Source organism: Flavobacterium frigidarium DSM 17623 (assembly GCF_000425505.1).
GTDB lineage: Bacteria > Bacteroidota > Bacteroidia > Flavobacteriales > Flavobacteriaceae > Flavobacterium > Flavobacterium frigidarium.
In genome coordinates, this window is sequence record NZ_AUDO01000009.1 from 1 (window position 1) to 13,092 (window position 13,092).

A 13,092-nucleotide genomic window follows, 5' to 3' on the forward strand; every position below is an offset into this window, starting at 1 on the left:
ATTTTAGAATAATTCCCGCATCAGGAATGTCAAATTTCAAACAACAATCCACAAATGACAAGGATTCTTTTTGAATTGATTGCAAAACTTTAAATTTAAAATCGACACTATAACTACGGTTATTCCTAGGTGTTAATCCATCTTTACCATAATGATTATATAGCCTAACCCACTTTTTAACACTCGAAGGATGAACTTTCTTTTTATTAGCTACAGACACACAGCAATTGTGCTGTTTGATAACTAATTCCACACATTCAAGTTTAAATGTGTAATCATACTTGACTTTTCTTTCCATAAAAATGCCCCCAAATAGTGTCTAACTTTTTGGGGGCAATGCAAAAGCGGTCGAGAGATCGCTTTTTTTATTTTATAATTTACGAAAACAAATCTTGCTTCACTTTATCATAGTAACTGTCACTCACAGGAATAATTAGGTCTGACAGTAGTAAGTCTCTTCCCTTTAAACCAGTTACTTTATTTTTATTTACTATGTAAGAACGATGCACACGTATAAATTGATTTGGGTCTAGCGTTTTCTCTAATGATTTGAGCGTTTGATAACTCATTATCTTTCTTCCATTGCTGTAGAAGTTGACATATTCACTGTCGCTTTCAATATGAGTAATATCAGCCAACTTTAATTTAAAGAAATCATATCCCGATTTAATAGTTAGTGTATCACTGGCTATTAATTGTGGTTGTTCACTTTTAATTTTTTGAACAGCTTGTAAAAAGCGCTGAAAAGCAATTGGTTTTAATAAATAATCAATGGCATTGAGTTCAAATCCCTCTAATGCATATTCAGAGTAAGCAGTAGTAAAAATAATCTTAGTCGAAGCTGGAATTAGCTTAGCAAAGTCTGTTCCTTTAATTTCAGGCATTTGAATATCTAAAAAAACAATTTGGATTGCTCCTTTTTTAAGAATAGTCATAGCATCTAGCGGATTCTCAAACGAACCTACCAATTCCAAAAAAAATACCTTGCTAACATAATTTTTTAAAAGTTCCCTAGCGAGTTCTTCATCATCAATTATAACACATTTATACATTCAGCTCCATTTTTAATTCCACATTAAAGGTATTACTATTTTCAGTAATCCCTAGCGAATGTGCCTCTGGATATAATAATAAAAGTCTCTTTTTTACATTTGGAATTCCAATTCCTCCTACGCCATCCTTTACTATAGGTCCTTTTTTAAAGGTATTTTCGATCGAAAATAAAACAGATGTCGAAGTCGAATGAATCCTTATTGCAATAGATGATTCTTCAATGTTTTGAATATTACTATGTTTGAATGCATTCTCTACAAAAGGGATAAGCAGCATGGGAGCGATTTGCAATTTTGGATCTTCTATAGTAAAAGAGGTCGTTATGGGGTATTCTTTACTACTCTTCAATATGAATAGTTGAATAAAATCTTCTATATATGTTACCTCTTTTTCTATTGCAATCACTGGTTTTTCGCAATCGTACAAAACATAGCGCAGCATATCCGATAGATACAAAATACTCTGCTGTGCCTTAGCTGAATCAATCATCGAAAGCGAATAGATATTATTTAAAGAGTTAAATAAAAAATGCGGATTGATCTGTGATTTTAAAAATTTAAGTTCGCTTTCTATCATTTCAGATTTACTAATTATTAAAGCCTCCTCCTTTTTTTGAGCGAAGGCAAATGTTTCTAAAAAAGTAGCAAATACATAAGAAACAGTAATTAAAAGCAAATTAATAAATATAGGGCTAGGAAGCATTTTATCCCCTCTTCCAGGTGGTGGTGGCATGCCCATTCCCCCGTGAGGCCTTATCATAATCGAAGAAATGAAAGCAGCAATAAATACTAAAACTACTGAATACAGTACAAATTGAAGATGCTTTTTATTGAAAAGAAGTTTGGGTGCCAAAACATATATTAAAACCACAATAAGAATTGCTTGACAGCTATAAGCCAGTACATTCTCTATTAAAAATTGGGTGATGTCTTTTTGGTTTAAACCAATAATAATCAAAACTAACAACCATAATATAAGCTGAAAGATAACGCGAGTAATTTTATTCATAGTACAAATAAATAAAATTAAAATTAATCAAATCTTGAAAACGCCACTTTTTACCTCTTTAAAAGGATTGTTTACAGAATGGCAAGTATGACTCACAGATTACTTTCATGCATTCACTGAAAAAAAATAATACACTTTTATAATTTGTTCAAATTTGCAAGCAACAGTAAAATTAAAATACAATTATGAAAAAGTTAAATATTCTGATTTTAGCAACGCTTCAACTGTTTTTAATCACTTCTTGCTCAAAAGAGGAGTCTAGCATTGATGAGGTCGAAGAAGTAGAAGTTGATGATTCCGTTTTTGAAATTCCTGATTGGACCACAGAAACCCACAGTAAAAAAGCAGACCCAAACTTTGAAGAAGTATTTGCAGACAATACTGTAAAAAGATTAGATATTGTAATAACTAGTACACGCTGGAAAAAAATGATTGCCGATATGACTGCTACATATGGTACTTTTGGTACAAGTTCAGGAGGTCCTGGTCTAACATCATCAGACGAAGATCCTTTAATGGTTCCTGCCGAGGTATTCTATAAGGGAAAAGAATGGTACCGTGTGGGTGTTCGTTTCAAAGGGAATTCCAGCTTGCAGTCTACCTGGTCTAGCGGAAACTTGAAATTATCTTTTAAATTAGATTTTGACGAATACGAAGATACCTATCCTCAAATAGATAATCAGCGTTTTTACGGTTTTAAAAAATTAAGCTTAAAAAACAACTATAATGATAAATCGATGTTACGTGAAAAAGTAGCAACCGATATTTTTAGAGCTTCAGGTTTAGTAAGTTCACATGCTGCTATTTATGAGGTTTATGTAGATCATGGCGACGGACCAACTTATTTTGGAGTGTATACCTTAGTTGAAGAGGTAGATGATACGTTGATAGATGAATTTTCAAATAATGACGGTAATTTATACAAACCAGACGGTGCTGGAGCTAGTTTTGCTGACGGAAGTTTTACAAAGGATGTATTTGTTAAGAAAACAAATGAAGACGCTGCAGATTATAGCGATATTCAAAATTTGTTTACGGCTTTACATGCTAGTAATAGAACAACTGATGCCGCGGCTTGGAGAGCGAATCTAGAATCAGTATTTGACACAGATACATTTTTAAAATATTTAGCTGTCAATACGGTAATTCAAAACTGGGATACGTACGGAAGAATGACACACAATTATTTTTTATATAATAATCCAGACACCAAAAAATTATCGTGGATACCATGGGATAATAATGAAGCATTGCAAACAGGGAATCAAGGCGGCTCCTATGCTCTAAATTTCTCAGGCCTAAGCACTACGTCATGGCCATTGATAGGATATTTGTATAATGATGCAACCTATAAAGCGAAGTATGATGTATATGTAAAAAGTGTCATTGATAACGCTTTTAATGAAAATACTATGAAAGCTACTTATGCAAGTTATGGAGCACTTGTAAAACCGTATGCAATAAAAGAGGTTAAAGGGTATACTTTTTTAAATAGCACTGCTGAATTTCAAACAGCAATAGATGCGTTAAGCACTCATGTTACTGCTCGTACTAATGCTGTGAACAGTTATTTAAAATAAAAAAAGAACGTGTGAACTAATTTCTGTACCACTTACGGATAAAGGATTGTTTGCGTTTTAAAAATACTTTTTTTGTTAGTTGTTGTAATTCACGTTGCAATTGTATTAATAAAACTAAAGGCGAAGGATATCCAACTTCGCCTTTTTTATTTTATAACTACCTTAATTTTTAAATGAGATTTTAATTGAACAGTGCTCATTTTAGTGTCAACTAAAACAAAAACATCATTATTATAAAACAACAATCAAGCAATTTATAAATCCTTAAAACACTAAAACAGTTATTTGTAACAACGCATTATTTGATAGAATATACTATTCACTGAATAGTATTCCTCATTCGCTGAATACCCAAAAATCCTTTCAATTATTAGTGCAAATTTGTACTCAATAACAATCACTAATTCAAAATATCATGAAAAACAAAATAATGTACAGCGCCATTGCACTTATAGCAACAGTAACTATTGGATATGCTCAACCACCACAAGGTGAAGAAGGAAAAAAACCACCTACTACAGAAGAGCTAATGAAACAAATGGATGCTGATAAAGATGGTAAACTTTCTAAGAAAGAAGTTAAAGGCCCTTTGAAAGATGATTTTACCAAAATAGATTTAGACAAAGATGGCTACATAACTGCTGAAGAATTGAAAAAAGCACCTAAGCCAGAAAGAAGAAAAGAGAGAAAGTAAAAAATGAAAAATACAAACAATCAACATTGGGCTATCCTGCTTTTGTCCTTTGCAAGTTTAACTTCTTGCAGCAGTTCATCATCTCAGGATGACACTACAGAGGAATCAGGTAGTGCTACAGTTCCTACAGTGTTCAGTTCTAGCTACAAATCTGCAGTTACTTTATCTTCTGACGGAACATCGGTAACTATGAAATCAAACGGAACTCCGGATCACGTTACTCCATACTGGGGAGAAGGGAATACTTTGTATGAAGCACAAACCACAGGTCAAACGGTAAATCCAGGAACGTTACAAGCCCAAGTTTTTGTAATGACGATACCTTTGAATCCCATAGCTGCAACTACAAAGGAGGAAACTTCCTTAGGACCTATAGGTATGGCATTAAATGGTGTTGCTATTTACAATGATAGAGAAGGTGGAAATGTACCTGTAGACGCAGGAACATTGACCTCATTTGATAGAGCTGGAGCACATAGTGGTCCTGGCGGATTATATCATTATCATTTTAATGGTGATTTTACATCAGATGATGATGCCAAGTTGATCGGGTGGTTACGAGACGGTTTTCCTATCTATGGTCGTCAAGACACAAACGGAACCTATCCTTCAGACCTCGACACTAATGGTGGCCATATAGGTGCCACAGCAGAATATCCTGATGGAATTTATCATTATCATTGCTCAAATGTTAATTATATGAATTCAGGTTTTTACGTATTAAAAGCAGGAAGTTATTATGGTACGAAAGGAACATTTACTTTTTAAAATTATTGGCATAGTACTTATTACACTTTGTTCAGCGTGTTTTAATAGATCAGTAAAAGAGGAGGTCATAAAACCGTCCTCTTTTGTTGTTGTTAAAACTAAAAGCACATTAGATACTATTACATTAGAAAACAAAAAATTGCGCCTTGACAACGGAGTTTATTATCTACATAATGTTGCCTATACAGGTTATATTAAGGAGATGCACAATGCTACTCAAATAAAAAATGTTTTTCTTTTTCGAAAAGGCAAGCAAGATGGCATCTCAAAAAGCTATTACAACAGTGGGCAGTTAATGGATAGTCGAAATTACAAGAACGGTAAAGCATATGGAAGGCATTACGGATTTTGGGAAAACGGAAATCAAAAATACGACTTCATTTATTTCAACGATAAACGTGAAGGACTGCAAAAACAATGGTATGAATCTGGCAGTAGGTATGCTTATTTGAATTTTAAAAACGATGCAGAAGATGGCATGCAAAAAGCTTGGCGCCAAAATGGAAAACCATACATTAATTATCAAGCAAAAGAGGGTCACCGTTACGGTTTACAAAAATCTAATTTGTGCTACACCCTACTAGACGGAAAATTAAAATTACCTACAAATGAAAGTAAATAAACTGATTCTACTAATATTCGCCGCTGTATTATTCTCTTGCCAGAATAAAGAGCAGCTGAGAAAATTGCCTTACTACAACACTTCAACTTTTACTCCAGTTTGGGAATTGCCTGAGGATGGCTCTTTTCATTCGATTAGAGATTTTAAATTAATTGATCAACAAGGGAAAGCCTTTACCGCTGATAGTCTAAAAGGCAAAATATGTGTAGTTGATTTTTTCTTTACCTCTTGTCCTGGAATTTGCCCAAAAATGGCTAAAAACATGACTACTTTGCAAAACGACTTTCTTAATGATGATGCCGTATTATTAATTTCTCATTCTGTGACTCCAGAACAAGATAGTGTAGCTACACTAGTACAATATGCTAAAAAAAATAATGTAAGTTATAATAAATGGAAACTGCTCACCGGTGAAAAGGAAGAAATTTACAATTTGGGAAGAAAATTTTATTTTGTCGAAGAAGACTTAGGAGAAAACAAAGATGCTTCCATCTTCTTGCATACCGAAAATTTTGTCTTAATAGATAAAAACAAGATTATTAGAGGAATCTATAATAGCTTAGACCCAACGAGCATGCTATCATTAAAAGAAGATATCAAGGTACTCGAGCAAGAATAAATACTATTATTAAAAGCAGCACAAGACTTAATTAAATAGAAAAAGGGGACAATTTACATTGTCCCCTTTTTTTATAGTTGTAAAAAAGAATATTAATATCCTCCTCTGTTTCCACCACCACGGTTATCTCCACCACGGCTGTTTCCACCATAACCACCACGAGAGTCTCCTCCACGGTTGTTATTAAAACTTCTTCTTTCTCCTTCTGGTTTTGGCTCAGATTTGTTAACCACAATTGCACGTCCTTGAACAGTCGCTCCGTTCAATTCGTCAATAGCTTTTTGAGCGTCGTCGTCATTTGGCATCTCAACAAAACCAAATCCTTTACTTCTTCCTGTAAATTTATCCGTGATAATTTTAACTGAATCAACTGCTCCGTAAGCCTCGAAAGACTCTCTTAAATCTGCTTCCTCAATACTGAATGGAAGGCTTCCAACAAAAATATTCATATGTACTTATTTATAATAATTGCAACAAATGTAATCTTATTTTTTTCTAATCAACTATAAATTAGCTTATTTATGTTTTTATTTTGATTTGAAACGCTTTTTAACACAACATACTGACTATGCAAGTACTAGAATAAACTTGAAGCACTGTTAAATCCTTGATACTGTAGCTGATAACTTAATCTAATAGCTAATGATAATGCAATTATTTACCAGAAATAAGACACGAAATCTAAACTTTTTCTCATAGATAAGAAACAATGAATTTTGAAATTTACATCAATTCTTAAATTCATCATCAACTTTAAATTTAAAACATCAATTCACAACCATAATTACACGTTCTTTTATTGTATAATTATTCGATAGAAAGGACAGCAAATTATTAAAAAGCAGCGTTTTACCACAATTTATTGATGCGCAAATTGCACTTAAAGCACATTCGATAAAATATTAATTAGGAGCTAGTTAATTTTTAAATAAAAAGATTATCTTTGCACCCTTAATTAATCGAGGTCGAGTACCTCAAAATTTAATCATACAAGATTATGTCAGTAAAAATTAGATTACAAAGACACGGTAAAAAAGGAAAACCTTTTTACTGGGTTGTAGCTGCAGATGCACGCTCAAAAAGAGATGGTAAATACTTAGAGAAAATCGGTACTTACAATCCAAACACAAACCCAGCAACTATCGACTTAAACCTTGATAGTGCAGTTAGATGGTTACACAATGGTGCACAACCAACTGATACTGCTAAAGCAATTCTTTCTTACAAAGGAGCTTTATTGAAACATCACCTTGATGGTGGTATCCGTAAAGGTGCCTTAACTCAAGAGCAAGCTGATGCAAAATTAGCTGCTTGGTTAGAAGCTAAAAACGGAACTGTTGACGCTAAGAAAGATGGTTTATCAAAAGCGCAAGCTGATGTTAAAGCTAAAGCTTTTAAAGCAGAGCAAGACGTTAATGCAAAAAGATTAGCTGCTGCTGCACAAGCTGAAGCTGATGCAATTGCTGCTGCTACTCCAGCTGAAGAAGTTGAAGTATCTGAAGAAGCTCCTGCTGCTGAAGAAAACAACGAAGAAACTCAAGCATAAATTTAAAAAGCGAAGATGCGTAAAGAAGATTGTTTCTATTTAGGTAAAATCGCCAAAAAATTCAGCTTCAAAGGTGAAGTCTTGGCTTATTTAGACACAGACGAACCTGAGTTGTACGAAAACTTGGAATCAGTGTTTGTTGAATGCAACAAACACTTGATTCCTTTTTTTATTGAAAGTAGCTCCCTACACAAAAACGACTTTTTACGAGTTCGTTTTGAAGACGTTACAAATGAGGAAGAGGCAGAAGCAATTTTAGGCAACGACCTTTACCTACCCTTAAAAATGTTACCTAAACTTTCTGGTAACAAATTCTATTTTCATGAAGTCATTGGTTTTGAAATCGAAGACCAGCGATTAGGCTTTGTGGGAGAAATTCAATCAGTGAACGATACTACAGCACAACCTTTATTTGAAGTGATTAAAGATGGTGTCGAAATGTTTATTCCTATGATTGACCACTTCCTAATAAAAATAGATAGAGAAAATAAAAAGATCATCATGGACTTGCCAGAAGGTTTAGTCGAAATGTATCTTTAGAAAGCTTTAATCGGCAACTTGTTTAATCGTTTCATCGAAAAAACGCCATTCTTCATGTCTCAATTCAAATTTAAAAAATTCGCTGTAGAACAAGATCGTTGTGCTATGAAAATAGGTACTGATGGTGTTTTACTTGGCGCCTGGACTCCCATTAATACTAATCCAATTAGTGTCTTAGACATTGGTACTGGAACAGGTATTATTGCTTTAATGTTAGCACAAAGGACTAGTGCTGAGCAAATTGATGCCTTAGAAATTGATGAAGAAGCCTATGAACAAGCAGTGGAGAATTTTGAAAACTCTCCTTGGAGTGATCGTTTATTTTGTTTTCATGCAGGCTTAGATGAATTTATCGAAGAACCCGAAGATGAGTATGATTTAATTGTCTCCAACCCCCCTTTTTATAGCGAAGATTATAAAACGGATAATGAACAACGCGATTTAGCACGTTTTCAAGATGCCATGCCCTTTGAAGATTTAATCGAAGCTGCCGCAATGTTCTTGTCTGACGACGGAATTTTTTCGACCATTATTCCCTTTAAAGAAGAAGAGCAATTTATAGCTCTAGCTGTTGAAGCAGAATTATACCCCGTGAAAATTACTCGTGTAAAAGGCACTCCTACAAGCGAAATCAAACGTAGTTTATTGGCTTTTAGCCGAAATGAAATTGGTAATTTTCCAGTTGATGAATTAACTATAGAAATAAGCCGACACAATTACACTCCAGAATACACTGCTTTGACAAAGGATTTTTATTTGAAAATGTAATTTCTACTTCGCAACACACTTGATACTTCTTCTGGTTAAGAATATAATATTTAATCATAAAGAATTCATTACATGAATTTTGCCCTACCTATCATTCATAAACTATCGCTACTGCAAATCTTCAATAAAAATACTTTTGTTTTAAAAATATAACAATATATAATGGTTTTGTTATATTTCTTTGTGTAAATTTGTTAAGAACTTTACTGTTATCTGGCGGATTAAACCGTTCTATTTGAAATTAACAGTACTCTTTACCCAACGCTATTTCTAAATTCAAAGATAAAACCATGAAACCAGACTTATTTCAAGCTCCAGATTATTATAACTTAGATGACTTATTAACTGATGAGCACAAACTAGTGCGCGATTCTGCTCGTGCATGGGTTAAAAAAGAAGTATCCCCTATAATTGAAGACTTCGCTCAAAGAGCTGAATTCCCAAAACAAATTATCAAAGGTCTTGGCGAAATTGGTGGTTTTGGACCTTATATTCCTGAAGAATATGGCGGTGCTGGTTTAGACCAAATTTCTTATGGTTTGATCATGCAAGAAATTGAGCGTGGCGACTCTGGTGTTCGCTCTACTTCATCTGTGCAATCATCGTTAGTGATGTATCCTATTTGGAAATACGGTAACGAAGAACAGCGAATGAAATATTTACCCAAGTTAGCTACTGGCGAATTCATGGGTTGTTTTGGACTGACGGAACCTAATTATGGATCTGATCCAGGAAGCATGATTACCAACTTTAAGGATATGGGTGACCATTACTTATTGAATGGTGCCAAAATGTGGATTTCTAACGCACCATTTGCCGATATCGCAGTGGTATGGGCAAAAAACGAAGAAGGAAGAATACACGGTCTAATCGTAGAGCGTGGAATGGAAGGCTTTACAACTCCCGAAACTCATAATAAATGGTCATTACGCGCATCATCTACAGGTGAATTGATTTTTGATAATGTAAAAATTCCTAAAGAAAATCTTTTACCTAACAAATCAGGATTAGGAGCACCACTTGGTTGTTTAGATTCTGCTCGTTATGGCATTGCTTGGGGAGCTATTGGTGCCGCAATGGATTGTTACGACACGGCTTTGCGTTATGCGAAAGAGCGCATTCAATTTGACAAACCCATCGCCGGAACACAATTACAGCAAAAGAAATTAGCTGAAATGATTACTGAAATCACCAAAGCACAATTATTAACTTGGAGACTAGGTGTTTTAAGAAATGAAAGTCGCGCTACAACCGCACAAATTTCTATGGCAAAAAGAAACAATGTCGACATGGCAATACATATCGCGCGAGAAGCAAGACAAATGTTGGGCGGAATGGGAATCACTGGAGAGTACTCTATTATGCGTCACATGATGAACTTAGAATCGGTAATTACCTATGAAGGAACACACGATATTCATCTCTTAATTACCGGAATGGATATTACTGGAATTCCGGCCTTTAAATAATATAAAACTGCTATTAAGCTATTTGTTAAATTGATAGAAAAAGCTTCTTGGTAACAAGAAGCTTTTTTATATTTACACAAAATTAGAAACTATGACTATTCAGCACATCAACGACAAAATTCAGCCCCAAAAAGAACTGTTGTTGCAACACTCACTGTATAATAAAGTTAAAAGCATTCAAGATTTACAATGCTTTTTAGAAAATCACGTTTATGCAGTATGGGATTTCATGTCATTATTAAAAGCGCTTCAAGCAAAATTAACGTGCACAACAACTCCTTGGTTTGCCACTGCAAATCCTGAGACACGTTACTTGATTAACGAAATTGTTCTAGCTGAAGAATCTGATCTAAGTATCGATGGTCGTCGCCAAAGCCATTACGAAATGTACATTGAAGCAATGCAAGATTGCGGAGCAAATACAGATGACATCAAACATTTCTTAGCTGAAATTAACTCATTGCAAAACATATTTGTAGCTATCAAAACAAGTAGTTTACATCCAAATATTAAAGCATTTTTAGATTTTACCTTTCGAGTAATCGAAGAAGGAAAACCACACGAAATAGCTGCTGCTTTCACCTTTGGTAGAGAAGATTTGATCCCAAGCATGTTTACTGCAATTTTGAAGAATTTTCAAGCTAATTTCCCTGATACTGACTTATCTAAACTAATCTATTATTTTGAAAGACATATAGAATTAGATGCAGACGAGCATGGACCTATGGCAATGCAAATGATCAACGAACTATGTGGAGACGACGCTCAAAAATGGTATGAAGTAGAACAAGTTTCGATTCATGCACTAGAGAGAAGAATTGGACTATGGAATGCAATTGAAGAAACAATTAGCATAAAAGAAGTGGTTGCATAAAAAACATTATTTACACCCAGACGTAAATAGTAATATAAGCAATACAGGTTACCATCATGAGAAAGTTCACAAACTATTTTTGCCTATTATTGACAATAACCTTGTTTTTGTCATGCTCAACCGCAAATACTAGCATTAAAAACAAGGATAATTTACAGGAAGTTAAAGAAACAATTAAATATTTGGCTTTAGGAGATAGTTATACAATTGGCGAAAGCGTATGTGAGACGTGCCGCTTTCCCGTACAACTTAAACAAAAATTAGATAGTTCGAATCTGAATAAAAATGTTTCACTAGAAATTATCGCAAAAACGGGCTGGACAACTACTGATTTGTTAAAAGCTATAGAAGCTAAAAAACCACCATCAAATTATGATTTGGTTACGCTACTTATAGGAGTTAATAATCAATATCAAAATAAGGATTTTAAGCTCTATGAGAAAGAGTTTGCTGAACTAGTAACTAAGGCTACTATTTTTGCAAAGGGAGATCGTAAAAATGTGATTGTACTATCTATTCCTGACTACGCTTATACTCCGTACGGGGATAAATCTGGAAAATTTAAAACTATAACCACAGAGTTAGCAAAATATAACGCTTTTGCAAAAAAATATTGTCAGCAACGAGAAATACGCTATATCAATATTACTGATATTACAAAAGAGGGATTAAAGAATCCCAAATTAACTGCTACAGATGGCTTGCACCCATCAGAAATTACCTATTCTAAATTTGTAGATCGAATAGCACCAATTGCCTTACAAGTTATCAAATAGTAAAAAAGTCCCCAACGGTGTATTACTATTGGGGACTTTTTTTTATAAATGCAGTACGCTTAGTTTTCAGGAGCAAGCTCTAATTCTAAGCCTTCCAAATCTTCGGTAATTGGGATTTGACAACCTAAACGGCTATTTGACTTCACGTAAAACGCTTCTGATAGCATCGCCTCTTCATCATCACCCATTTCTGGTAATTGCACGTCGTTAAGAACATAACATTGACAAGAAGCACACATTGCCATACCACCACAAGTTCCTTCAACAGGAAGCTCGTATGCCTTGCATAATTCCATTATATTCATTGCCATATCTGTAGGAGCCTGTAACTCATGCACAGTTCCTTCACGATCTTTAATTTTAATTAATACGTCCATAAAATAATTATGAGTTAGTTATTGTGAGTGGTAAGCTTAAAACGGCGCGACTTTGCAGTCATGCCTACTTATAAAACAAAACAATTTTAAGAAATAAGATTCATGCCCTTAACAGCATTACATCCTTTCCTTAAAATTGCTTTATTTCAATTTTATAGAATATTTACAACAGTTTCTATTTGTGGAGCAAACTTTTTAATAGTCGTTTCCACACCTGCTTTAAGCGTCATTTGGTTCACACTGCAACTAGTACAAGCACCTTCAAGACGCACTTTGACATGCTTGTCTTCTTCGATAGAAATGAGAGTAATATCACCACCATCAGATTTTAAGAAAGGTCGAATCTCTTCTAACGCTTTTTGAACTTCAATCGTTAATTCTTCTGTTGTCATTTTGTA

At 34.2% G+C, this 13,092-nt stretch carries 17 protein-coding genes; 11 read left to right on the top strand and 6 right to left on the bottom strand.

The annotated features are described in order from the left end of the window. From H603_RS0106165 to H603_RS0106175, 3 genes are all read right to left on the bottom strand, one after another. The coding region (locus H603_RS0106165) for a helix-turn-helix domain-containing protein (protein ID WP_245576092.1) at nucleotides 1-253 on the bottom strand (253 nt) is incomplete at its 3' end. Nucleotides 254-377: 124 nt separating this feature from the next. Beyond that, a complete protein-coding gene (locus tag H603_RS0106170; RefSeq protein WP_026707756.1) occupies nucleotides 378-1,052 on the bottom strand; it encodes a LytR/AlgR family response regulator transcription factor in 675 nt (224 codons plus the stop codon). After that, a complete protein-coding gene (locus H603_RS0106175; RefSeq protein ID WP_026707757.1) occupies nucleotides 1,045-2,061 on the bottom strand; it encodes a sensor histidine kinase in 1,017 nt (338 codons plus the stop codon). The genes H603_RS0106170 and H603_RS0106175 overlap by 8 nt, the downstream gene beginning before the upstream one ends. A 185-nt stretch (nucleotides 2,062-2,246) precedes the next feature. Between H603_RS0106175 and H603_RS0106180 the strand changes: the two genes are divergently transcribed. From H603_RS0106180 to H603_RS0106200, 5 genes are all read left to right on the top strand, one after another. Beyond that, nucleotides 2,247-3,641: a CotH kinase family protein gene (locus tag H603_RS0106180; protein ID WP_026707758.1), complete on the top strand. Its 1,395-nt coding sequence runs from the start codon at nucleotides 2,247-2,249 to the stop codon at nucleotides 3,639-3,641. A 415-nt stretch (nucleotides 3,642-4,056) separates the two neighbouring features. Beyond that, complete coding sequence (locus tag H603_RS0106185; RefSeq protein WP_026707759.1) at nucleotides 4,057-4,335, top strand: EF-hand domain-containing protein; 279 nt, start codon at nucleotides 4,057-4,059, stop codon at nucleotides 4,333-4,335. 3 nt (nucleotides 4,336-4,338) lie between these two features. Beyond that, nucleotides 4,339-5,103, top strand: a complete 765-nt coding sequence (locus H603_RS0106190; protein WP_026707760.1) for a YHYH protein — start codon at nucleotides 4,339-4,341, stop codon at nucleotides 5,101-5,103. Beyond that, the gene (locus H603_RS0106195; protein WP_026707761.1) at nucleotides 5,075-5,725 is read left to right on the top strand and encodes a toxin-antitoxin system YwqK family antitoxin; all 651 of its coding nucleotides are present in this window, start codon (nucleotides 5,075-5,077) and stop codon (nucleotides 5,723-5,725) included. Before H603_RS0106190 ends, H603_RS0106195 begins: the two co-directional genes overlap by 29 nt. Then, entirely contained in the window at nucleotides 5,712-6,344 is a 633-nt protein-coding gene (locus H603_RS0106200; protein WP_026707762.1) for an SCO family protein, read from the top strand. The genes H603_RS0106195 and H603_RS0106200 overlap by 14 nt, the downstream gene beginning before the upstream one ends. A 92-nt stretch (nucleotides 6,345-6,436) precedes the next feature. On the opposite strand, the gene H603_RS0106205 is transcribed toward H603_RS0106200, so the two are convergent. Beyond that, nucleotides 6,437-6,793: an RNA recognition motif domain-containing protein gene (locus H603_RS0106205; protein WP_026707763.1), complete on the bottom strand. Its 357-nt coding sequence runs from the start codon at nucleotides 6,791-6,793 to the stop codon at nucleotides 6,437-6,439. 548 nt (nucleotides 6,794-7,341) lie between these two features. On the opposite strand from H603_RS0106205, the gene H603_RS0106210 reads away from it, so the two are divergent. The 6 genes from H603_RS0106210 to H603_RS0106235 all read left to right on the top strand — a co-directional run bounded on the left by H603_RS0106210 (nucleotide 7,342) and on the right by H603_RS0106235 (nucleotide 12,317). Then, on the top strand, nucleotides 7,342-7,890 hold the full coding sequence (locus tag H603_RS0106210) for a 30S ribosomal protein S16 (RefSeq protein ID WP_026707764.1): 549 nt from the start codon (nucleotides 7,342-7,344) through the stop codon (nucleotides 7,888-7,890). A gap of 15 nt (nucleotides 7,891-7,905) precedes the next feature. Continuing rightward, entirely contained in the window at nucleotides 7,906-8,430 is a 525-nt protein-coding gene (rimM, locus tag H603_RS0106215; RefSeq protein WP_026707765.1) for a ribosome maturation factor RimM, read from the top strand. Between the two features lie 54 nt (nucleotides 8,431-8,484). Next, a complete protein-coding gene (locus tag H603_RS0106220; protein ID WP_026707766.1) occupies nucleotides 8,485-9,198 on the top strand; it encodes a tRNA1(Val) (adenine(37)-N6)-methyltransferase in 714 nt (237 codons plus the stop codon). 290 nt (nucleotides 9,199-9,488) lie between these two features. Then, a complete protein-coding gene (locus H603_RS0106225; RefSeq protein ID WP_026707767.1) occupies nucleotides 9,489-10,667 on the top strand; it encodes an acyl-CoA dehydrogenase family protein in 1,179 nt (392 codons plus the stop codon). A gap of 91 nt (nucleotides 10,668-10,758) precedes the next feature. Next, nucleotides 10,759-11,541 (top strand): DUF3050 domain-containing protein, encoded by a 783-nt coding sequence (locus H603_RS0106230; protein ID WP_026707768.1) that lies wholly within the window; start codon nucleotides 10,759-10,761, stop codon nucleotides 11,539-11,541. 107 nt (nucleotides 11,542-11,648) lie between these two features. Next, complete coding sequence (locus H603_RS0106235) at nucleotides 11,649-12,317, top strand: SGNH/GDSL hydrolase family protein (protein WP_245576093.1); 669 nt, start codon at nucleotides 11,649-11,651, stop codon at nucleotides 12,315-12,317. Nucleotides 12,318-12,376: 59 nt separating this feature from the next. On the opposite strand, the gene H603_RS0106240 is transcribed toward H603_RS0106235, so the two are convergent. Both H603_RS0106240 and H603_RS0106245 read right to left on the bottom strand, forming a co-directional pair. Next, nucleotides 12,377-12,694: a 2Fe-2S iron-sulfur cluster-binding family protein gene (locus H603_RS0106240; RefSeq protein ID WP_026707770.1), complete on the bottom strand. Its 318-nt coding sequence runs from the start codon at nucleotides 12,692-12,694 to the stop codon at nucleotides 12,377-12,379. A 152-nt stretch (nucleotides 12,695-12,846) separates the two neighbouring features. Continuing rightward, on the bottom strand, nucleotides 12,847-13,086 hold the full coding sequence (locus tag H603_RS0106245) for a NifU family protein (RefSeq protein WP_026707771.1): 240 nt from the start codon (nucleotides 13,084-13,086) through the stop codon (nucleotides 12,847-12,849). Nucleotides 13,087-13,092 lie beyond the last annotated feature (6 nt).

Bases quoted from the DNA above. Each gene is read 5' to 3' on its own strand.
- H603_RS0106170 (WP_026707756.1), bottom strand. From the start codon at position 1,052: ATGTATAAATGTGTTATAATTGATGATGAAGAACTCGCTAGGGAACTT.
- H603_RS0106175 (WP_026707757.1), bottom strand. From the start codon at position 2,061: ATGAATAAAATTACTCGCGTTATCTTTCAGCTTATATTATGGTTGTTA.
- H603_RS0106180 (WP_026707758.1), top strand. From the start codon at position 2,247: ATGAAAAAGTTAAATATTCTGATTTTAGCAACGCTTCAACTGTTTTTA.
- H603_RS0106185 (WP_026707759.1), top strand. From the start codon at position 4,057: ATGAAAAACAAAATAATGTACAGCGCCATTGCACTTATAGCAACAGTA.
- H603_RS0106190 (WP_026707760.1), top strand. From the start codon at position 4,339: ATGAAAAATACAAACAATCAACATTGGGCTATCCTGCTTTTGTCCTTT.
- H603_RS0106195 (WP_026707761.1), top strand. From the start codon at position 5,075: ATGGTACGAAAGGAACATTTACTTTTTAAAATTATTGGCATAGTACTT.
- H603_RS0106200 (WP_026707762.1), top strand. From the start codon at position 5,712: ATGAAAGTAAATAAACTGATTCTACTAATATTCGCCGCTGTATTATTC.
- H603_RS0106205 (WP_026707763.1), bottom strand. From the start codon at position 6,793: ATGAATATTTTTGTTGGAAGCCTTCCATTCAGTATTGAGGAAGCAGAT.
- H603_RS0106210 (WP_026707764.1), top strand. From the start codon at position 7,342: ATGTCAGTAAAAATTAGATTACAAAGACACGGTAAAAAAGGAAAACCT.
- rimM (WP_026707765.1), top strand. From the start codon at position 7,906: ATGCGTAAAGAAGATTGTTTCTATTTAGGTAAAATCGCCAAAAAATTC.
- H603_RS0106220 (WP_026707766.1), top strand. From the start codon at position 8,485: ATGTCTCAATTCAAATTTAAAAAATTCGCTGTAGAACAAGATCGTTGT.
- H603_RS0106225 (WP_026707767.1), top strand. From the start codon at position 9,489: ATGAAACCAGACTTATTTCAAGCTCCAGATTATTATAACTTAGATGAC.
- H603_RS0106230 (WP_026707768.1), top strand. From the start codon at position 10,759: ATGACTATTCAGCACATCAACGACAAAATTCAGCCCCAAAAAGAACTG.
- H603_RS0106240 (WP_026707770.1), bottom strand. From the start codon at position 12,694: ATGGACGTATTAATTAAAATTAAAGATCGTGAAGGAACTGTGCATGAG.
- H603_RS0106245 (WP_026707771.1), bottom strand. From the start codon at position 13,086: ATGACAACAGAAGAATTAACGATTGAAGTTCAAAAAGCGTTAGAAGAG.